Annotated in this window: 21 protein-coding genes; 11 read left to right on the plus strand and 10 right to left on the minus strand. The window is 41.0% G+C overall.

All coding sequences use genetic code 11. The features are described 5' to 3' along the window. Window positions 1-72: 72 nt before the first annotated feature. A complete protein-coding gene (locus A3860_RS27500) occupies window positions 73-378 on the minus strand; it encodes a YHS domain-containing protein (protein ID WP_081152558.1) in 306 nt (101 codons plus the stop codon). A 191-nt stretch (window positions 379-569) separates the two neighbouring features. Here A3860_RS27500 and A3860_RS41720 point away from each other — a divergent pair, with 191 nt between their 5' ends. The 6 genes from A3860_RS41720 (at window position 570) to A3860_RS27530 (ending at window position 7,110) form a co-directional block, all read left to right on the plus strand. Further along, window positions 570-1,310, plus strand: coding sequence for a zeta toxin family protein (locus A3860_RS41720; RefSeq protein ID WP_081152561.1), 741 nt, complete (start codon window positions 570-572; stop codon window positions 1,308-1,310). A gap of 104 nt (window positions 1,311-1,414) precedes the next feature. Beyond that, the gene (locus A3860_RS27510) at window positions 1,415-2,350 is read left to right on the plus strand and encodes an alpha/beta hydrolase family esterase (RefSeq protein WP_081152564.1); all 936 of its coding nucleotides are present in this window, start codon (window positions 1,415-1,417) and stop codon (window positions 2,348-2,350) included. A 171-nt stretch (window positions 2,351-2,521) separates the two neighbouring features. Then, window positions 2,522-4,336, plus strand: a complete 1,815-nt coding sequence (locus A3860_RS27515) for a DUF4082 domain-containing protein (RefSeq protein ID WP_081152567.1) — start codon at window positions 2,522-2,524, stop codon at window positions 4,334-4,336. Between the two features lie 279 nt (window positions 4,337-4,615). Then, window positions 4,616-5,848: an IPT/TIG domain-containing protein gene (locus A3860_RS27520; RefSeq protein WP_081152570.1), complete on the plus strand. Its 1,233-nt coding sequence runs from the start codon at window positions 4,616-4,618 to the stop codon at window positions 5,846-5,848. Window positions 5,849-6,081: 233 nt separating this feature from the next. Next, on the plus strand, window positions 6,082-6,558 hold the full coding sequence (locus tag A3860_RS27525) for an acyl-CoA thioesterase (RefSeq protein WP_081152573.1): 477 nt from the start codon (window positions 6,082-6,084) through the stop codon (window positions 6,556-6,558). 93 nt (window positions 6,559-6,651) lie between these two features. Next, window positions 6,652-7,110, plus strand: a complete 459-nt coding sequence (locus tag A3860_RS27530) for a hypothetical protein (RefSeq protein ID WP_081152576.1) — start codon at window positions 6,652-6,654, stop codon at window positions 7,108-7,110. Window positions 7,111-7,247: 137 nt separating this feature from the next. Here the strand turns inward: A3860_RS27530 and A3860_RS27535 are convergent, their stop codons facing one another. Next, window positions 7,248-7,814: a DUF7691 family protein gene (locus tag A3860_RS27535; RefSeq protein ID WP_081152578.1), complete on the minus strand. Its 567-nt coding sequence runs from the start codon at window positions 7,812-7,814 to the stop codon at window positions 7,248-7,250. Between the two features lie 169 nt (window positions 7,815-7,983). On the opposite strand from A3860_RS27535, the gene A3860_RS27540 reads away from it, so the two are divergent. Further along, window positions 7,984-8,406 (plus strand): hypothetical protein, encoded by a 423-nt coding sequence (locus A3860_RS27540; RefSeq protein WP_081152581.1) that lies wholly within the window; start codon window positions 7,984-7,986, stop codon window positions 8,404-8,406. Between the two features lie 110 nt (window positions 8,407-8,516). On the opposite strand, the gene A3860_RS27545 is transcribed toward A3860_RS27540, so the two are convergent. The 5 genes from A3860_RS27545 to A3860_RS27565 all read right to left on the minus strand — a co-directional run bounded on the left by A3860_RS27545 (window position 8,517) and on the right by A3860_RS27565 (window position 12,187). Further along, window positions 8,517-9,017 carry a cupin domain-containing protein gene (locus A3860_RS27545; RefSeq protein WP_081152584.1) on the minus strand — a complete coding sequence of 167 codons (501 nt, stop codon included), beginning with the start codon at window positions 9,015-9,017 and terminating at the stop codon, window positions 8,517-8,519. 204 nt (window positions 9,018-9,221) lie between these two features. Then, window positions 9,222-9,890, minus strand: a complete 669-nt coding sequence (locus A3860_RS27550) for a type 1 glutamine amidotransferase domain-containing protein (protein WP_245843641.1) — start codon at window positions 9,888-9,890, stop codon at window positions 9,222-9,224. Window positions 9,891-9,931: 41 nt separating this feature from the next. Further along, window positions 9,932-10,222 (minus strand): putative quinol monooxygenase, encoded by a 291-nt coding sequence (locus A3860_RS27555; RefSeq protein WP_081152590.1) that lies wholly within the window; start codon window positions 10,220-10,222, stop codon window positions 9,932-9,934. 134 nt (window positions 10,223-10,356) lie between these two features. Further along, window positions 10,357-11,517 (minus strand): iron-containing alcohol dehydrogenase, encoded by a 1,161-nt coding sequence (locus A3860_RS27560; RefSeq protein WP_081152593.1) that lies wholly within the window; start codon window positions 11,515-11,517, stop codon window positions 10,357-10,359. 88 nt (window positions 11,518-11,605) lie between these two features. Beyond that, window positions 11,606-12,187 carry a Crp/Fnr family transcriptional regulator gene (locus tag A3860_RS27565; RefSeq protein ID WP_081152596.1) on the minus strand — a complete coding sequence of 194 codons (582 nt, stop codon included), beginning with the start codon at window positions 12,185-12,187 and terminating at the stop codon, window positions 11,606-11,608. A 371-nt stretch (window positions 12,188-12,558) separates the two neighbouring features. Here A3860_RS27565 and A3860_RS27570 point away from each other — a divergent pair, with 371 nt between their 5' ends. After that, a complete protein-coding gene (locus A3860_RS27570; protein WP_081152599.1) occupies window positions 12,559-13,143 on the plus strand; it encodes an LOG family protein in 585 nt (194 codons plus the stop codon). A gap of 50 nt (window positions 13,144-13,193) precedes the next feature. Here A3860_RS27570 and A3860_RS42330 read toward each other — a convergent pair whose 3' ends face one another. Continuing rightward, window positions 13,194-13,496, minus strand: a complete 303-nt coding sequence (locus tag A3860_RS42330; RefSeq protein ID WP_158085377.1) for a phage integrase SAM-like domain-containing protein — start codon at window positions 13,494-13,496, stop codon at window positions 13,194-13,196. Window positions 13,497-13,668: 172 nt separating this feature from the next. Here A3860_RS42330 and A3860_RS27580 point away from each other — a divergent pair, with 172 nt between their 5' ends. From A3860_RS27580 to A3860_RS27590, 3 genes are all read left to right on the plus strand, one after another. Then, entirely contained in the window at window positions 13,669-14,106 is a 438-nt protein-coding gene (locus A3860_RS27580; protein ID WP_081152605.1) for a hypothetical protein, read from the plus strand. Window positions 14,107-14,641: 535 nt separating this feature from the next. Continuing rightward, on the plus strand, window positions 14,642-15,490 hold the full coding sequence (locus A3860_RS27585; protein ID WP_081152607.1) for a hypothetical protein: 849 nt from the start codon (window positions 14,642-14,644) through the stop codon (window positions 15,488-15,490). Beyond that, window positions 15,471-15,911 carry a DUF3859 domain-containing protein gene (locus A3860_RS27590; RefSeq protein WP_158085379.1) on the plus strand — a complete coding sequence of 147 codons (441 nt, stop codon included), beginning with the start codon at window positions 15,471-15,473 and terminating at the stop codon, window positions 15,909-15,911. The genes A3860_RS27585 and A3860_RS27590 overlap by 20 nt, the downstream gene beginning before the upstream one ends. Window positions 15,912-16,696: 785 nt before the next feature. Here the strand turns inward: A3860_RS27590 and A3860_RS27595 are convergent. Together A3860_RS27595 and A3860_RS27600 are read right to left on the minus strand one after the other, a co-directional pair. Then, window positions 16,697-18,442, minus strand: a complete 1,746-nt coding sequence (locus A3860_RS27595) for an alpha-L-arabinofuranosidase (protein ID WP_081152612.1) — start codon at window positions 18,440-18,442, stop codon at window positions 16,697-16,699. A 7-nt stretch (window positions 18,443-18,449) separates the two neighbouring features. Next, window positions 18,450-19,328, minus strand: a complete 879-nt coding sequence (locus tag A3860_RS27600) for a sialate O-acetylesterase (protein WP_081152614.1) — start codon at window positions 19,326-19,328, stop codon at window positions 18,450-18,452. Between the last annotated feature and the right edge of the window lie 115 nt (window positions 19,329-19,443).

Raw genomic sequence — 19,443 nt, forward strand, 5'->3', positions numbered from 1 at the left:
TTAGTGTTATTGAAGAAGGCTTTAACCTGAGTCAAACAAATGCTGTTCCGTTCATCCGGAACAGCATTTTTGTTAATGCCTGTATTTTGATGCTAAGAAAGCTTCCGGCGTTTTCAGAAAATCATTTTTACAATCTTTAGAACAAAAGCCATATACCTTACCCTTGTAATGGGCGGTGTCCTGAATGCCTGCCGTTAGCAGCATGCCACAGGCCAGGTCCATTTTACTGGCAAATTCAACCCCGGCAAAACCGGGCTGGGATGCGGCTGCAGTCGTTGAATCTTTATGAGCAGGTTCACTAGCTTTTTCATTATTCCTGGTCTTGCAGGCAAACATTACCAGTAACAAAAACAAGGCAAACAAGAAATTGAATTTCATCAGATTTATTTAAACACTGTATTAATATAATATAATGCCAATTCAAAGGTACACACCCAATCGAATAAAAGGGCCTAACTTTTAAAAGGTTACCGGCTGTTGGCGGATCATTGTAAATGGTCGTCAAAAACCAGGCTTTTTTCAATTCATCATTAGTTAGTATTTTCACTATTTAAGCAACGCACTACTTAATGCCCAATATACACATTATAGCCGGTTGCAATGGTGCTGGTAAAACCACAGCCAGCTTTACAATCCTACCTGAAGACTTAAAGGTGAAGGAATTTGTAAATGCAGATAGTATTGCGGCTGGCCTCTCCCCTTTTAATGTGGAAAGTGTGGCTATTGAAGCAGGCAGGCTCATGCTTCAAAGAATTCAGCAACTAATGGAAGCAAAAGAAGATTTCGCTTTTGAAACCACCTTATCTACCCGAAGCTATGTGCCATTAATAAAGAAAGCCAAAGTAAAAGGGTATAAAATTACGCTGCTCTACTTTTGGTTGCATTCCCCTGAATTTGCCAAACAACGGGTTGCTAAAAGGGTACGCAGAGGCGGGCATAATATCCCTGATGAGGTGGTAGAACGCAGGTATCACAGAGGAATATCCAATTTGTTGAATTTATATATCCCTATTGCCGATAACTGGAAAGTAATTGACAATATGGTGGAACCAACCATTATAGCTAAAGGAAATAATACTATATTAAATTCCGAACTTTGGAATATATTTTTAAAGCAAAGAAACGTTATGGAAGATAAGAATATCTACCTTGATGAAGATTCCGAAAAGCTTCTGGCAGGTCTGAAAAGGGCCTTTAAAAAACTGGTAGAAACCAGCGCTAAACTGGATGAGGAGCTGGTGATCTTAGATATAGATGGAAAAGTAAAGTCAGTACCAGCAAAGGACCTACTTCATCGGGTTCAAGAGTGATTATAAATAACCAGGTAATAAGCTATATAGTAAATGATGGCAAACATACATGGCCATAACGGCGGATTATTAAACCTATTTATTTTGCGATAGTCCCAACCATTATGAAACAGCTTACAACCATCATGCTGATTGCCTTATTAGCGGCAACCCATATTGCCAACGCACAGGTTAAGCCTGCCAGTGGCCAGTCAACAATTCAGATAACGGTTGATCATTTAAACAGATCGTTTATCGTATACCTGCCGAAAAGCTACTCAACTGCCCAAAAAACACCGGTCATCTTCTTATTTCATGGTGGCGGGGCCAATGCCGGCTCTATGCTAAATATCAGTGACAAAAACGACTTTACAGCTATCAGCGAGCGGGAAAACATCATATTAGTGGCTCTGCAGGGTATTGATAAGAGCTGGAATGATGGCCGCCAAACAAAGGCTAATAAGCAAAATATAGATGATATAAAGTTTGTAGCAAAGGTTCTCCAATACATGGAGTTGAATTATGCAGTAGATACAACAAGAATATACGCTACCGGCATTTCAAACGGTGGATTTATGGTGTCGCGTATAGGTTGTGAAATGGGTAACCGGTTTGCAGCTATTGCAGCAGTGGCGGCAACCATGGGCAGCGATACTCCATATGCAACCTGCTCACCCACGTTCACGCTGCCGGTAATGTACATACACGGAACCGAAGATCCTCTCGTTCATTTTAACGGTGGCGCCAAAACCATAGGCGCCGAAGGCGCCTACGTATCCCACCAAAAGGTGCTTGAAAAATGGATAATTATTAATAAATGCAATCCCCGGCCGGAAGTTACGTCCCTACCCGACATCGCCATAGATGGCACCAGCATTAGTAAAGAAGTATATGCTGCCGGAAAAAGTGGCGCAGAAGTGATAGGCTATACTGTAAACAACGGAGGCCACACATGGCCGGGAGGCAAACAGTATTTACCGAAAATTATGATCGGAAGGCTAAGCCGGGATATGAATGCCTGTGAAGTGATCTGGGATTTTTTTAAACTGCATCACAGATAAATAACACTCCTTTCCTACCCTCATTCACCAACCGAAAGCAAATTAACGTTACCGCTTTTACTTATATGTTTTTGTCTACATATTTTAAGAAAAAAAAAGTTTTTTAAATATTCTCCACATTCCAGCGAACAGGTACAGTTGTTGTTATGCCAGACATAATAATCTTACTTTATGAAAAAAACCAGTAGTGTTTTAGGCAACACACTTATACCTGTCCTTTCTATCACATTATTATTAGCTGGCTGTAAAAGAGACCTTGATTCACCAGCAAATGAAAAAGCCCAGTTGGCGGCTGCGGGACCGTATACCGTTTTCACCACGCAACGACCGGCATCAACAGACTCTGATACCCCGGTTGAATTGGGAATGAAATTTAAATCAACTGCTCCCGGTACAATTACAAAATTCAAGTATTTTAAACCAGCCGGTGAAACAGGCACGCATATTGGCCGTTTATGGTCTGCAAGCGGCGTATTATTGAAGAGCGCTACTTTTACCAATGAAAAGGATACCGGCTGGCAAACCGTTGTATTAGATACTCCTTTTCACATTGGAGCCGATACCACTTATGTTATTTCGGTAAATGCGGTTACCAAATATGCAGCTACCGGCGGTGAAATGGGCGCAGCTATTACAAACGGCCCTTTAAGCAGCATTGCCGGCAACAACGGGGTATATGTTTATAAAGCAGGAAGTTTTCCTACCAGCTCGTATAACAACAGCAATTACTACCGCGACATTGAATTTGTTCCCCGACAAGCCGATTCAATTGCTCCAACGACACCGGGTAACCTCACCGCATCGAACATCACTGGCAGCGACGTAACGCTTAGCTGGTCTGCCTCAACCGACGATGTTGGGGTTACCGGTTATGAAATATACAGCAATGGAACATTGTTATACACCGTTACAACCACTTCTTTTTCTGTTTCAGGCTTAAACCAGGGCACGGCCTACAGCTTTTATGTGAAAGCAAAAGATGGCTATGGCAATCGTTCTGCAGCCAGTAATGTGGTTAATATTACTACGCAGAACACTGGAGGCATTACACATGGTTCGCAGCTTACCACTGCCATGGTGGGCCCGGCCGGTATCTCTATCACTTCCCTTACTACCGTACCGGGCGGAACATTTACCGGCAAAGCATTGAGTGGCTGGGGTAGCCTGGCCCGTACAGTAGGCGCCGGCGGCGAAACAATTGATGGTTTTACTTTTCCGGCAGGAACCGTAGTATTGCAGGGAGCAAACGTAACTTCAGAAATTACGGTGAGCTCAGGCTGGCTGGTATTGCGTGGTTCTAAAGGAAGCCTGCTGGCCAACCACCCCACTGGCGATGGCGGCGGCGTAGCAGCGTTGTATTGTGAACTCACCGCTTTTAATACCGGTGGCCGCAAATGGAATATGCAACCCGCGGCAGCAATCGTAAACCGTTGCTATTTTCCGCATAGCGGGTTAGAGAATGTTTATTCAGACCATGTAACTGTTACCGAATGCTGGATAACCCCCGACCCGGCAGCGGCTGGATCTGGCGATCATATTGATGGTATTCAAACCTGGGGTGGACAGTACTACCTGAACTTCTCACGTAATCATATGGAGTTTAATGGACCCTATGGTCCCGATGCCGGTTTATCGGGTTTGATAGGTATGTATTCAGACGGCGATCAGAATGGTTATGATGGCTATGATCATGTTACGATAAACAACAATTATTTTATTCTGCATGGTTATGGTGTTGCGTTGCATGCACCGCTGGCTGTGCCTGTAACAAATACGACTGTTACCGGCAATCGCTGGAAATGGTCAACAGATGCGGAGGATAAAGATTATACCAATGCGGTGTATCATAATCCCAGCTGGTCAATTCCCGATTATAATGCACAAAGCGGTAACAACAATATCTGGAAAGACAATCGCTGGGCCGATGGACCTTATATGAACCAGTTTCTATTACCGAATAATGCTACATCCTCAACAGATCTCTAAGATCGAAATAGCTCAAATGATTATCCCCAATGATTGTTCATTGGGGATTTTTGTTTGAGTAATTACAAGATTATTTATTCGCTCCGTAGGCACCCATAAGAATAGTCAGTTTCCGTGATTTGTGTAAAATGCTGAAGGCCACTCTTGTAATATTTTATCGAGGTTTATAATCCGGTTAAGTAATAATAATTTAATGGTACTTCCGTTAATGGGAACCGATAGTATCCCGGATCTAAATCTTTGAATAATAATATATATTATTTCTCAAACCCGTATCGTATGAATCAAAAATTTACTTTATTTTCTGTTTTCCTGATTGCACTTTTCGCGGCCTGTAAAAAAGATGATACGCCATCTTCAGGTAGCACAGCCCCCATGATCAAATCATTTACACCGGCATCTGGACCGGTAGGTACTACCGTTACCATTTCTGGTTCCTCGTTTGATAAGAACCCTTCTTTGGATGTTGTAAAGTTCAATGATATTAAGGCAACTGTATCGGCGGCATCCGACTCACAACTGGTGGTAACTGTACCAGATTTGGCTACCACCGGAAAAATATCTGTAACAATAAATGGTCAATCAGTTTCCTCATCGTCAGATTTTACAGTGACGGTAGCACCAGTGATCAGTTCATTTTCGCCGGTAATCGGATTGGCAGGTGATACTATAATTATTTCGGGAAGTAATTTTTCATCTACGCTTACAGACAATATCGTAAAGTTTGGCGGTAATGCAACGGCATCAGTCATCAGTGCAAACGCCACGCAAATAAAAGTAAAGGTTCCCGCTGGCGCCACTACGGGAAAGATTTCGGTTACTATAGGCAATTTGCAGGCTAACAGCACCACCAGCTTTGAAGTGCTGGCAGATATTCCACGCAGCGGACTGATATGTTACTACCCTTTCAGCAATAATGTGAATGATGCCAGCGGAAATGGTTTCAATCTCACGCTGTACACAGGAACAGATAGCGTTTACTCAGACCGTTTCGGTGTGGCCAACAGGGCATATTATTTTGTAGGCGGCAATGGTCAGGCCTATTCCAGCAGCAATACAGCTGCCCAGGTAAGCCAGCCACTTACGATAGCGGCATGGATCAAATATGACAATCTGATCTCGTCGTCGATAGTAAGCAAGTATTATCCTACCGGGTACATCTTCGGGGTGAGTAGCGCCGGCCAGCTTTATACAGTGATCGACGGAGGAAAATACGTTTACTCTAATAATGGCGTGTTACCCACTACTACAAATGAGTGGATCTTCATTGCCATGAGCTATGACGGAACCACCATGAAATTTTATAAAGATGGCGCGAGTGCGGGCAGCCCGGCCTTTACCGGAACAATTACGTCCAATGCTTCCACCAATTCCTTTAGAATAGGTTTAGATGGCAATACCATTGGCCCCAATGTATTCAGGTGTGCTATTGATGATGTGACCGTTTATAACCGTGTACTGAGTGATGCAGAAATACTACAGTTGAAGCAACAGACGGTATCTAAAAAATAACTTCAAAATTTGGAATATTATTAACCCGGGGCTGATCCAAAAGATCAGCCCCTATGCTTTCTTGTCAACTTTAGACAAAAGTCAAAAAGATTGGGTTAAATGTTGCCTTCGGCAGGACGTCTGTCGCTATTTATGCAACGTCCCTCGCTAATGATAAGAAGTGTTAATGAACAAATCTTTGTCTTATTTCTAAAAATAAATATTCTGCCTTATATTGGCGGCAACATATAATTATGATTGAGCCAATCAGCAATACCGTAACGCTCCGGTTCCTTGCGGAGCCGTCAGATGTTAATTTTGGAGGAAAAGTACATGGAGGCGCTGTAATGAAATGGATTGACCAGGCAGGTTATGCCTGTGCAGCCAACTGGAGCGGGCAATATTGTGTAACAATATACGTTGGCGGTATCCGTTTTTTCAAGCCCATCTCTATTGGCGATATGGTGGAAATTACTGCTACTGTTATTTATACCGGCAACACCAGCATGCATATCGCTATTAATGTGCAGGCCGGCAACCCGCGTCGTAAAGAAAGAATAAAAACCACCCACTGTGTGATGGTATTTGCGGCCGTGGATGATAATGGCAAAACAGTACCAGTACCTAAATGGGTACCGGAAGCACCCGCAGCTATTGAAATGGAGAATTATGCCAAAAAGTTAATGGCACTGAGACAGAATATAGAAGATGAGATGAAACCGTACATGTAAACTAAGAAAGACAGGGACATTTGACCGGTAATAAAAAAACTCTATATTAGCGCGGCTTTTCCATAAAGAATGGCCCTAAATCTAATATATCGTATGAACCTGATTACTTATTTTGCCCTTTTATTTTCTTCTTTTTCTTCATTATGGTCCCATCCATCGATCAAAACAGCGCACGATCCTCAACCGGCTTTCGGATGCACGACCTATTATGATCCTGCGCTAAAGCTAACTGTATATACCGGCGTAGAAAAATCGCCGGAATATCCGGGAGGTTCGCCAGCATGGTTGCAGTTTGTAAATAAAAATCTCAATGAAGCAAATCTTGATGCTTCGGTAGACTGCAATGTCAAAATTAAAATGATCATTGATGCTACAGGAGAGATCAAAAAAGCCGTGCCTGTACGTGGCGATGCCGAAGTGAAAGAGCCCAACGCTAATGAAAAAGAAGTATTACGCGTTTATCTTAAATCAGGCACCTGGGTGCCAGGCAAATGTGGTGGAAATAACGTGACCACTGAATTTGTGCAATCGTTTACACCTTGTATCAAGTAAAAATAATTTGTTGTTGGTTAGGGGCTGTCAAAAGTAATTTTTGGCAGCCTTTTTCATTTACACACTTTCTGAAACACGTCAGGGCGTTATAGAAGATCTTGTAAGCTTCCCCAAAAAGCTCGGGATTCAGCCCCTGATTAATGACAAAACGAGATCATATCGAGACCATGGTCTACACAATAGTTGATGTTTTCAATCAGCCCGCGCAGGTCTTCATCTAAATCCCCCATGTCTGCCAGTTCCTTCATTTTTTCGTCGGTGATATGAACAGAAGACAGCCTGTTTTTAATAATTTTCAATTCTTCAAGCGTTATGAGGCTAATGCCTGGCTCTGTTACTTTGGAAAGAGGGAAAAAATGGCCATTTTCGACCAGTAACTTTTGTATATCCACAGTCAGTACTTCAGATATTTTGTCTGTGCCAGCACCCAATTTAATTTCCTGACGATACGGAAGCTGGGTTCCCACCGATGCACAGATACAGAGGAAGGCATAACCATCAAGGCTACTATCCAAATTGTCCCCAGGAAGATAAGTAGAAATGTCCTTCAAACCAATTGAAAGCCCCCTGGCCCCGATTCCTTCCGCATACGACTTAAAAGTTTTATGAGATTGAACCCGGTCCAATAATGCATTGTCATTTGAGCCAAATACCTTTTGTATTTCTTCCGTTTTAATGCCGTATGAAAAAATGTAACATCCCATTGGTTAGATTATTATTCAAGAGAAAATACGGTCAACAAATAAATATATTGTGTTGTTTCAAAAATAAACACTAAAAATTAAATCCAATATGAAGGCTTGCAACTTGCAAGGAAAATAGCTTGCATAGCCAGTCATATTTTAATATCTTAACCGCCTAAACAGAAGAAGAATGAGATTAACTGCAGAGAAGGGTAACCAACTCTTTTTGGAATTGTTAAAAGTGGCATTCCTTGACACGGGATTCACAATTGATGATGAAAAGCTGATACGAAAGAAACGGTTTGGAATGGAAGAAATCGGCTATGAACGAGTGACTGGCTTTAGAGGTAACAAGTTCTGGTTTTCAAGTATAGTAGCCAAGCGTATTGATCTCATCGATGAATTTTGGATGGAATTCATTTCTGAAATGCAATTGGCAAGAGGGATTATTTCTCTCCCTGGATACAGTTTTCCCACTATGATATTTAATTCAAAGCTGATCAGGGATTACACCTTTGATCCTCAAAACAAAGGGGCATGGGTCAGGATTAATGATTACTATGAATGCCCGCCAACGGAAGAGGGAGTACACCAGGGTTTGACAAAATACTGAACAGACCGTCTGCCTACAACAACAAAGCTTCGTCGTTCTATTGATCGGTAGGTTTACATCTCAACTCTTGGAGTATTCCACAGGTTTTGATTAATTGCCATGCCAACTGATTACGAGGTTGCTTTCATCTGGCTGTGGTCCATACCAACAATGCCATACTGCTTTTGCAGGGCTTTTATTTTTTCAATAATTTCTGCAGCGGGCGGGCCGGCAGGTAATGGCGGTAGTTCGGTTGTATCGGCGGGGCGGCTTAGCTGCCAGAAGAATTCGTCTAAACCTGCGGGTGACAAGTGCAGCAAAAACCGGGCAGTATCACTCTTAATCTTAAATTGATGTGGTATGTTTTTAGGTAAATGAATATAATCACCCCCCTTCAGCAAATGCACCTGCCCTGCTACTGTAAATTCTACTTCTCCTTCTGATAAATAATAACCTTCATCTTCATTAAGGTGCATATGGCCGGGTGGTTCAAGACCTTTTCGCACTTTGCAATCGATGAGGGCAAATGCACCATTGGTATCTTTGCCCATGGCCAGGAAAGTCCAAAGACCGCTCATATAATAGCGTGTTCTGTCGCCGGGCGGCGACACGGTATAGGGATTATTTTTCATACATAAAGTTTTTTACGTTTCTGTGGAAAAGTAAACAAAATTAAGAAGAAGGTAAAAAACTTATCCGGCTTCTGTATGTACTCCATACCTTTCATCTTTGAGCTTTGCCTGATCAAGGTGGAAATGCCTTTGACATTCAATGAAAACATCGGGCTACCCGATTGTTTAATTGAACAATGAGTAAGCCCGATTGAAACTTGCTTTTCATGCTTCCAAAATCGCAATCATCTTTTCTGCGACACCTTTGGCAGAAGCAGGATTCTGACCTGTGACCAGGTGGCCATCAACAATGCTGTTTGCAGACCATGGCTCTGCTGCATGGAAGATTGCACCCTGATCTGTAAGCGCTGTTTCAAGCAGGAATGGCACATCTGCTATTGCATACTTTTCTTCTTCTTCATTGGTAAATGACACTACGTTTTTTTCTTTTAGCAAAAAGGTGCCATCACTGAGTTTCACATTAAGAAGTGATACTGGTCCGTGACATACAGCTCCTATTACTGCTTGTCTTTCATACGTATCTTTGATAACCTCTTTAAGTGTTGGATCCTCAGGCATATCCACCATTGGAGCGAGGCCACCAGGAATAAAGATGGCATCATATGCGCTTACATTGACTTCTGAAAGTTTCAATGCCTTTTGCATATCCCCCCACCCTTTTCCGGTTAAAAAGGAAAGATTTTGCGGATCGCCTGCCAGGTTAAGCGCATCCAGGTATGGCGTATCACCAGTTAAACTTGCAAAATCAATCTGGTAACTGGCAGCATCAAAGGCTGCATAAGGGTGTGCTACTTCGGGTAAAAAGACACCTGTTCTTCGGTTGTTTGGCCCAATGACATTTGCATTGGAAACAATTATTAAGATCTTTTTCATAATACTTTATTTTTTAAGTTTTATAAATGTTTGTGAGGAGTTTAAAGCACTTTCTTTACGAATAGCACTTCACGTAATTCGAGATGTGGAATGATTTGACTTACCACTATGCCCTGATAGTGTGCCGAGTTTTTATGAGCCTCCACTGCTTCTTCGCTTTGATAGAGCTCATGTAAAATGAATTCATTTTTGTCGCCTTCCGACTGAAAAATATTGTAAGTAATATTGCCAGGTTCAGCTTTTGTTTTTTCTGCCAGTTCGGGTAAAAGCTTCAAAACAGAATCGGTTTCTGTTTCTTTGATTTTCCATTTAACGATTAGTTCTTTTTGCATGAGATTTGTTTTTTAGAGTTGTTAACTATATTTTGTATAATTCAAAATTACCATGGCCAGATGGGGGGAAAATTGATGTATGGTAATAAAGAGCATTTCTGTGATTATTTCAGGTCGATTAGTGCAGACCGATCTTAGTAAGCCATCGCCACTATTTGCTTTACATCGCCGGGCGTAAGCGTTCTGTTTTCTCCTATTTTTTCCCACCCTCTGGCCAAAAAGGTCTTCTCTATTTTCTCTGCCGTGCCATTATAATCGGGCGTATAGTCAGACAGTCTTGTCTTAATTCCCAGTGAGTGAAAGAAACATTCGGTTTGTTCAATACCTTGCATAGCCCTTTCTTCCGTACTTCCTTTTTTTATGTCCCAAACACGGGCAGCATATTGCGCTAGTTTTTCCTTTTTGGATTCCAGGTTGTATTCATAATGACTCTTCGTTAAAATGGCCAGCGTTCGGGCATGATCTATATGATACAATGCTGTGAGCTCATGGCCCATCATGTGAATGGCCCAATCTGTAGGTACTCCCTTTTCAATAAGGTCGTTCAAAGCCATGGTACAACACCACATATAATTTGCAGCTGCCTCATAATCGGCAGGGTCCGACATCACTCTTGGGGCAATCTCGATGATGGTTTTTAGGATGCTTTCCGCAATGCGGTCCTGCAGGTATGCCGCTACCGGGTAAGTCATGTACTGCTCCAACACATGCGTGAAAGAATCGGCCAGGCCATTGGCTATCTGGTTCTGTGGAATGGATTGAATTACCTGAGGATCGAGAATAGAGAAGCGTGGATAAAGAGCATCTACGCGTATGGATAGCTTTTCCTGCGTATCCTCCCGGGTGATTACCGCTCTTGAATTCATTTCTGAACCCGTAGCAGGTAGCGTGAGTACTGTGCCAAAAGGCAGCGTGTTGTCCGGAACTTTCTTTGTTTGCATGATTTGCCAGGGATCGGTGCCCTGGTATGCAGCTGCGGCAGAAAGAAATTTGGTGCCATCAATGACAGAGCCACCACCTACTGCCAGTAAAAAGGTGATTTTCTCCCTCTTAATAAGCTCAAGTGCCTTCAGCAACACGCTGTATTCCGGATTGGGCGGGATGCCACCAAACTCAAGTACCTGATGGTTCTTTAGTGCATCTGTTACCTGATCGTAAATTCCGTTTTTCTTAATACTACCACCTCCGTAGAGAACTAAGATCTTCTCTTCCGAAGCGATCTCGCTGGCGAGATTTGCTATCTGGTTCTTTCCAAATAATAACTTTGTTGGATTTCTGAATTGAAAGTTTAACATCGTTTCTTTTTAAATGACCGGCTTAATTGCTAATCCTGATACAAGATTAGATAAGAAGGCATTTAAAAAAATTGATGTATGGTAAGAATTACTCTTCCTGGGCTATTTCCTTCCTTATTCTACTCAGGCTCTCCGTGGTAATCCCCAAATAGGAGGCCAGATGGTAATTCTTGATCTGAGATTCAATTTGACCATAGGTATTTAAGAAGGTGACATATTTTTCTTTGGCAGACATGGCCAGGTCTGACAGTATTCTGCGCTGAAAACTGCCAAAAAAGCGTTCCATTTTGATCCTGAAAAAGGTTTCGATTTGAGGTACTTCCCTGTATAGTTCCTCCATGCTGGTTTTGGAGATCTTACAAATGACTGCGTTCTGAATACAATCAATATAAAACATCGAACGACCACCCGTGAAGAAGGCCGTATAATCGCTGATCCACCAATCTTTGATGGCAAATTGCAAGGTGAATTCTTTACCGTCTTTCCCTATAAAAAAGGTCCTTAAGCACCCTTCTGATACGAAATACTGAAACGGTACATATTGTCCCTCGCTTAATATAATGTCTCCTTTTTTTACAGATAATACATTGAATTTACTTTCAACCAGTGTTCTTTCAGCATCTGATAAATTAACCCCTTTAAAAATTTCTGAGGTATCTATATTTTTCATTCGATAAATTTAAATAGCATTCTATTACACCTGTACCGAATTTAATTTTGTTTTATTGTTGAAGATAACATTTGTTGCTTATTATTTCTTCCTTTCGTTTGTCAATTTATCATTCCTAATAAGCGATCCTTAACCGGGCGCAGGACCAGGTAATATACTTGTCAATGTCGGCTGACTTCACCCAAGCTTCCAGTATCTTATTTTCGGAAATTCATTATTTTCGCTTCCGCAATCACCATTTTTATTTAATTTTGAAAATTTCATATTGATCTGTCTATCTGCCATTTGAAGCTAAGAAGCAGAACAGATAAGCAATGAAAATTTCGTCATTTTTCTTTAACACATCTAACGTATAAATACCGTTGTAAATCATGAAAAGCATTACTGTTTTCTGCGGCGCAAACTCTGGGGTTGATGAAATTTATGAAAAACAAGCAAATTTGCTTGGGCAGGTATTGGCAAAGAAAGGGATTAGGTTAGTTTATGGCGGCGCAAAGGTTGGATTAATGGGCGCGATTGCAGATGGGGCATTAAGTGCAGGTGGAGAAGTTGTTGGTGTATTACCAAAATTTCTGCAGGAAAAGGAACTTGCTCACGAAAAATTGACTGAGTTGGTAGTAGTAAATAGTATGCACGAACGCAAGCTTAAAATGAACGATCTGTGTGATGGCGTAATTGCTTTGCCAGGTGCTTTTGGGACATTGGAAGAATTATTTGAAATGTTTACCTGGGCGCAACTGGGTTTGCATGAAAAGCCGGTAGCGATTTTAAATATCAATGGTTTCTATGACAGTTTGAACGTATTGACAAAAAATATGGTTGACAATGGTTTTTTGAAAAAGGAGAACAGGGACATGTTGATTGTCAGTGATAATATTGAAGAACTTTTACAAAAAATGGCCACCTACAAAGCCCCTGAAGTTGGAAAGTGGATCACTAAAGAAAAGCTGACTTAGGAATTGAAAATAAGAATTAAATTAAAAAGGGCTGTCTTTTGCAGCCCTTTTTAATTTAATTTACTGGGGTTCGATTTTGAATTTACCTTTTCTGAAGGGTTCTTTTGAAAATACCCGTCGCTTTTTGCTGCGCTCACAGCCCATTTAAACCGCAAATAATAATAATCAGGTGTTTCGCCTGTGTACTTATCTAATAAAAACTGCCGGAATCGTTTACAGAAGTTCTCTGTTATTTCGATAGGTGAAATAAAATCCTTTTTAATAAACAGCTTAAACTGCGCCAGGCTGTTAATTAGGTGCCGCCTCCTTTCGTTTGACGGGCAGGAGATTTCTTCTAACAAGCATAATGTCAAGATATTATTTACAAAGTTTACACTTTTATTTACAATACAGATTCCTTAGGCTGAAATAAATCAAAGTATTTTTGTTGCACCAACTTTAAAAGGATACGAAAAATAAAAAGAAATGCCTTAAACGGATCTGATTTATCAGGAGATAGAGCTGTTAATTAAACCTACAAAAAATATGAAAAAAGTTATTTATGCGCTGATCTTACCGCTGGTTGTGGTAAGCGGACTAGTATTTGCTAATAGCGAAATCAAAAATGAAACTTCTAAAAAATCAGCCCCAAAGCCACTCTCTGCTGCTGAAATGAAAGCCGAAAGGGAAAAATGGTATATGGAAGCTGTTGTAACCTCTCTTCCGCCAGGCTCACGATTAGGTTTCGGAGTGATGGTCAGGATTAATGGGTACGATTATTTTCTTAGTTTTGGGCCGGATAAATCTAATGAATTTCAGCAATTGCATAGCCTGAAAGTTAACGACAAAATAATTATAAGAAGCCATAGTGTATTTAGTGTATCGTACGCGCCTAAGGATTCATATCCAATTATATCGGGCGACTATGTAGAACGAGATGGTAAAATAATTTATAAACGTGCCCCTCGCAAAGGCGGCTGCTGAGTAAAGTTATGATGGAAAAACCTTTACGGCAGGGACAGCGGCGTACAACATGGGGTTCTGCTTTGCTGGCTGACGAATATAAATACCAGCACAGCAGCAAGCCCTGTACGTTGCTTATAATATACACTTGAAATAGAATTGCAGCGTAAATATTGGTAAACAACATATTGACGACTGCTGATAGGAGTTTGACCCATCTGTGATAAAAACCATTAAGCTATCGAATTCTCAAAACACATATGAACCTGAAAATAATTTTTCTGCTTTGGTGCAGCCAAAACCTTTACATAGGAATTATCGAACCAGGTGATGGAGGATTTGGAGCTTGTTTTTAGACTTAAACCGTTAATAATCAGATTAGCATGTAAGTAATAGATTTAGCGAGGCAAGTCGGTATTACTTCGATTCTAAATTTCCTGTCCTGCGAAACCAACTGTAGCGGGCAATATTGTGAAACAATCAAAAGGGGGGCGGCGATGGCAGAAAAGAAATATCCTTTGATGTGGAAATGTACTTTACTGGCATCTCATAGCAAATGACCAGAAAAAAATTATTGTATGTTCCCGGGCTAATCAGCCTGATAGGACTTCCTATATTACTATGGATCATGGGTCCGCAGGAAATAATTAGACATAATTGCATTAAACTATTTCTTCCACAAGACAAAAAACCTTTACCCAATGTTCTAGCCTTTTCAAGATACACAGTTATGACCGCCATAAAAGGCAAGAAAATAATCCCGGTAGAATTCTGGTATGACCCTATGGGTGAGCCTATTGAAACGTTTAATTATAACAACAAACTTAATTTTGTTTTGCATGAGATTGAACAAATAACATATACACACGACACTACCTCTGTTTTAAAAGTTTGTTTGGGCGATGGTATTAGCTATGGAGATTTTGTAGGCATATTGAATCAATTGATACTTCACCGGGTAAAACGATATGCGCTCGTAGACAATGAGCTTTATATATTTGGTGAACCCCTAATTGCCCCACTGCCTCCATTGGAACTCGAAGTCGACGCTATTTCCCCTTCAATAGTCTCTTCAGAAGACGATAAACCTTCTGAATGGGACATGCTCAAAGAACGGGTTCAAGACATGCTACAAGTCACGGGTTTTCTCTTAAAGCATAATTACATATTTATCAGCGGTTTCATATTACTGATATTTATTCCATTTACGCTGAAAATCCGCAATCGCAATAAATTGACTTGTTCCCTAAAAGGTGGCGAGATTTTCAATATTGATTTATTTAGGCCAAAGCCGGTTTACGGCATATATTTATGTGTTAACTGCAATGCCATTGACACGGCACATGAAACAAACCTTGACAATAAGTCAACTAAAACAAATGCTTGTGGAACAAGAGAAAATTAAACAGGTAAAACTTCTAAAATTTGGTCTGCTGACAACAGACGAAGAGAAGAAAGAGCATAATAACGAGAGTCTTTCTGGATACCTTCTCTATCCAACTACAATAGAATTTATAGAAACTACTGACAAGCTGGAAGGCATTGTTGGGTTGAAATTTGGCATTGAATATTCTATTGAAGGATATACTGATGAAAAATTTGTTGATGTAACTTTCACTTGTAAAATTTCACATCCGCTTTTGACATACCCGAATACGGGCGACAGTTCAACAGTAACCGTAGAGACAAAGAATAGCTATTTAAACGAAAATAATTTTGACTACTTCTGTTTTGAATATGATTGGGAAATTAAAAAAGGTGCCTGGACATTTCAGATATTGGAGAACGAAGTGATTAAACTTGAAAAGACGTTTGAAGTATTGTAAAATAAAATTAAACTATTGACAGATGAGAGGCACAGCAGCTAACATTGCATTGGCAATATGGCGGGGCGACGAACATATTCTCAACTTTTTGTTCGCTAATCAGCTTCGGTTCATGCAGAAGAATAACGCCAAGTAGCAGAATAAACAATGAGCTTTTGAATCTTCAATTAACAGCGGCACGGGCAAACGGAATACACAATACCTCCACATCGCTAATGCTTTAACGTTGGCTGTTTTGCGAATTGAAAAAAAACTCAATACGGTACACTGTTAGCGGTAAGTTCAACCCGCACTGTGAATCGAACCATATAAGCTATTGCTCTACAACGATTTGAGCTTTGGCATTCTAAAAGTAAAAATTGATTTAAACTAAAAAAGCCTCAAGTTCAATGACTTGAGGCTCTTTTATTTTTTGGTGCCCAGGACTTGAATCTCAATATCCTGAGCTTCAATTATTTATATGCCTTGTGTGTCAAATTTGTGTCGCAAAAATTTAAAGAGCAATTAGGTGTGCCAGTTATACGTGCTTATTCGCACTTTCTACCTGTCGTAACAAATTTACTGGAATTGACAAACATTCGGAGATAATTTCTTTGAATCCAGTTGTCCTTGTCCCGACTTAATTTACAATCCCCTTCAGGTCATTGGATTTGAAGGAGCTTTTGGGTCCGAAGGGTTCTTGTTTCTATTTGAATCTTTTAATCCTTGGACGAGTTTCCTTTTTTAACGCCGGGAATAATTCCAGTGAATATGGTAAAGCCCTTCCTTAAGCCGTAAATTGGTATTTATTTTTTTTCAACTACCATGAATATTACAGCCCGAGCAGGAATATCTAATTTAATTCCGCCCGAGGTTGATCCGGCATAAGCTTTTAATGATGTATAATCTGCCGGCCCACCGGAAACACCAGAAGGTCCGTTGCCGTTTACATACACTTTTCTTGAAAACTCGCCGCCATCTGTTCCGCCCACCAACGAGTACCAATAGAACTTTGCACCCGCGTTAAAATTTTTAAATTTCAATTGTGCTGTTTGCGCGGTTGTTGACTGGTTAACAATTGTACACCCAACCTGCCCTGAGCTAAAAGAATATGCGTACGTAGAAAGGTTATTTCCGCCCGTTACAGAAGTATTGATCAGCCTGTCCCCTAACATTTTTTGAAAGAAATACAGGTAATAAAATGCAGGTCTTGGGTTCCATTTGGATGCTCCGGGTTCATCACCCACGTTGTATAATCCCATGTCATTACCATTATCCCAGCCATTGGCAAGATCCCAGCGGGAGGCAAAGCCAAACTTATTCTTCATCAGTTCGTTTATCACAAGCACCGCATGCATACCCGATACGTGCGAAACCGCTTGCATAGAACCCTTAGCAGAAATATTGTATTCCGTAAGTGCGATTGGCTTTGCAGTTACACCTGCTGCTGTTACCGATTGTGAGAGAATATTGGTCATGTCCGAAGTAACTGTAGCAGCCGTTGCAAGTATTACATTTGCCGGGTCATTGGTGTTGAAATTTGTGTAATAGTTATGTACAATAAAAAAATCAGCGACATTATTTACCTGTGGAAGTACACCTGCATTCCATGTTTTTGCAGTCGTTGGTTCCCACGAGGCGGGCGTATGCTCTACAAGCTGTGCACCGATATAAATAGTAGCTCCCACTTCCATTGCAGCTTTTTTCATAGAATCCACAAAAACTTTTACGTGCCTGCCGTATAAATCGCCGCTCATGAACTCTGGTTGACCGTCTTTGTTTTTGTTTTTGTCAATTCTGTAACCTGGTTCCCAACTTCCTGAATTTTCATTCCCAATTTCCCAGTATTTTGTTCTGCCTTTATCATACCGAACCCAGTCTGCTGCAAGGTGTGCAGCGGCTGCCACAGGGTCTGCACTTGTGCCATAACGTGCATAGGCATAGTTTACTGTTATCATTCCTTTATTACCTGTTTGCTGAAGCATGTTGTAGTAATTATCTACTGTGCATGTCCATGAATCTGTATTCATTCCATGCCAGTAACTTTCCGCGTATTTTACTCCATCTGCATCCAGTAAACTATCCGGAGCGTCGGCAGGTTTTACATCTCTTGGTGCGTTCCAGAAATATACATCGCTGATGCTGCCCCCGGGACAACGAATAAAACCAGGATGCTGGTTGGTAATATGATTTAATAATGTTGCATCTGTGTAATTGCCCGTCCAGGTATTGGCATTGTTGCCAAACAAGGTGGTGGGAATTTTAGTTACAACAGTTGAAGCGTCTATTGTAATTGTTGCAGCGCCTGTTGCAGGAACCGCACCATCAACAGATGCAGGCGCAGTAAAGGTTTTAGCCTTCCAATCGTTTAAAAAGAAGCCGATTGTTTTTGCAATTTCAGGATCTGGCGGTGTAACTACGGTAACAGATGAATCAGTTGGCGGAGGTGTTGTACCACCACTGTCAACCCTTTTTTTACAGGAGGGCTGAAGCGAAATGATAAATAACAGCAACAGGCTTTTACCAACAATAATTGCTATTCTAAAACGCATAACTTATTTATTTTTTCTTTTTAATAGTCGTACAGGTAATATGTCCCAACACTTGAATCATTTTTTTCGCGTAACGCTTTCCAAACTCCCTATAAGAGGCAGAATTAAAATGTGCTGCATCCTTTCCCTGGAGATCAGCAGATGAAATAACATATGCATTTGGGATCAGAGCAGGAAGTTTATTCACTTCCACATTGTGCGAACTACAACATGCGCCAGTGGAAGCCAGCAACTCACCTGCAAGGAAAGGCACATCGCCTAATTCAAGATCTGCCTTAAGGTTCTTTACCACATCTGCGACTTTATTTTTCCACTCAGGATTGTTTGTGTTGGTTTCGCCCTGGTGGAAAATAATTCCTTTAATTACACCTTCCTTTTGAGCAAGTTTTGCTACTTCTACCAGTCGACCATATGGATTACCGCCATAAGAGTTGATAATATCTTTCATCCATGATGGCGCTGATTGTACATACGAAGCATAGTTGACTTTATCAAACAGGGCTATATCAGACCCGCCAATTGCTACGACCACTATCCCTATTTTAATTCCGGAGGGAAGTTCCTGTACCATTGTTCTTCCGAAGTAGTCTGAGATACCCAGGCCTGTTCTGCAACGCACCAACGGAGGTGTGGCTGTTGTCCATTTTCCCAGTTGATGTCTGTGATCATCAGTACAATCAAGGGTGCCCATTACTTTAAAACGTTCATCTATCCCAACTGAATCCTGGCTTTCAATAGCACCTGCACCTTCCATGTTAGATTGCCCAAATGCGAGGTAAATGTAGAAGTTGGGGTCTTGTGCTTGTGTAATGGCAGAATTGACACAAAAAAGGAAAATCAAAAGTGAGCGATATGTTTTCACTTTTACATGGGAATTTAAATGCATAATCAACTAAAATTATTTGTAAAAAACCTTTCAATTAACGGTGAGTGTTTACGGCTACGGTACCTGGTGCATCCATCGTTTATTGGCTAAAACAATCGAAAATGAAACAATGCTG

The organism is Niastella vici, assembly GCF_002077945.1.
GTDB lineage: Bacteria > Bacteroidota > Bacteroidia > Chitinophagales > Chitinophagaceae > Niastella > Niastella vici.

What these genes read in the sequence shown, in the direction of transcription:
- A3860_RS27500 (WP_081152558.1), bottom strand. Translation starts at nt 378, where the DNA reads ATGAAATTCAATTTCTTGTTTGCCTTGTTTTTGTTACTGGTAATGTTT.
- A3860_RS41720 (WP_081152561.1), top strand. Translation starts at nt 570, where the DNA reads ATGCCCAATATACACATTATAGCCGGTTGCAATGGTGCTGGTAAAACC.
- A3860_RS27510 (WP_081152564.1), top strand. Translation starts at nt 1,415, where the DNA reads ATGAAACAGCTTACAACCATCATGCTGATTGCCTTATTAGCGGCAACC.
- A3860_RS27515 (WP_081152567.1), top strand. Translation starts at nt 2,522, where the DNA reads ATGAAAAAAACCAGTAGTGTTTTAGGCAACACACTTATACCTGTCCTT.
- A3860_RS27520 (WP_081152570.1), top strand. Translation starts at nt 4,616, where the DNA reads ATGAATCAAAAATTTACTTTATTTTCTGTTTTCCTGATTGCACTTTTC.
- A3860_RS27525 (WP_081152573.1), top strand. Translation starts at nt 6,082, where the DNA reads ATGATTGAGCCAATCAGCAATACCGTAACGCTCCGGTTCCTTGCGGAG.
- A3860_RS27530 (WP_081152576.1), top strand. Translation starts at nt 6,652, where the DNA reads ATGAACCTGATTACTTATTTTGCCCTTTTATTTTCTTCTTTTTCTTCA.
- A3860_RS27535 (WP_081152578.1), bottom strand. Translation starts at nt 7,814, where the DNA reads ATGGGATGTTACATTTTTTCATACGGCATTAAAACGGAAGAAATACAA.
- A3860_RS27540 (WP_081152581.1), top strand. Translation starts at nt 7,984, where the DNA reads ATGAGATTAACTGCAGAGAAGGGTAACCAACTCTTTTTGGAATTGTTA.
- A3860_RS27545 (WP_081152584.1), bottom strand. Translation starts at nt 9,017, where the DNA reads ATGAAAAATAATCCCTATACCGTGTCGCCGCCCGGCGACAGAACACGC.
- A3860_RS27550 (WP_245843641.1), bottom strand. Translation starts at nt 9,890, where the DNA reads ATGAAAAAGATCTTAATAATTGTTTCCAATGCAAATGTCATTGGGCCA.
- A3860_RS27555 (WP_081152590.1), bottom strand. Translation starts at nt 10,222, where the DNA reads ATGCAAAAAGAACTAATCGTTAAATGGAAAATCAAAGAAACAGAAACC.
- A3860_RS27560 (WP_081152593.1), bottom strand. Translation starts at nt 11,517, where the DNA reads ATGTTAAACTTTCAATTCAGAAATCCAACAAAGTTATTATTTGGAAAG.
- A3860_RS27565 (WP_081152596.1), bottom strand. Translation starts at nt 12,187, where the DNA reads ATGAAAAATATAGATACCTCAGAAATTTTTAAAGGGGTTAATTTATCA.
- A3860_RS27570 (WP_081152599.1), top strand. Translation starts at nt 12,559, where the DNA reads ATGAAAAGCATTACTGTTTTCTGCGGCGCAAACTCTGGGGTTGATGAA.
- A3860_RS27580 (WP_081152605.1), top strand. Translation starts at nt 13,669, where the DNA reads ATGAAAAAAGTTATTTATGCGCTGATCTTACCGCTGGTTGTGGTAAGC.
- A3860_RS27585 (WP_081152607.1), top strand. Translation starts at nt 14,642, where the DNA reads ATGACCAGAAAAAAATTATTGTATGTTCCCGGGCTAATCAGCCTGATA.
- A3860_RS27595 (WP_081152612.1), bottom strand. Translation starts at nt 18,442, where the DNA reads ATGCGTTTTAGAATAGCAATTATTGTTGGTAAAAGCCTGTTGCTGTTA.
- A3860_RS27600 (WP_081152614.1), bottom strand. Translation starts at nt 19,328, where the DNA reads ATGCATTTAAATTCCCATGTAAAAGTGAAAACATATCGCTCACTTTTG.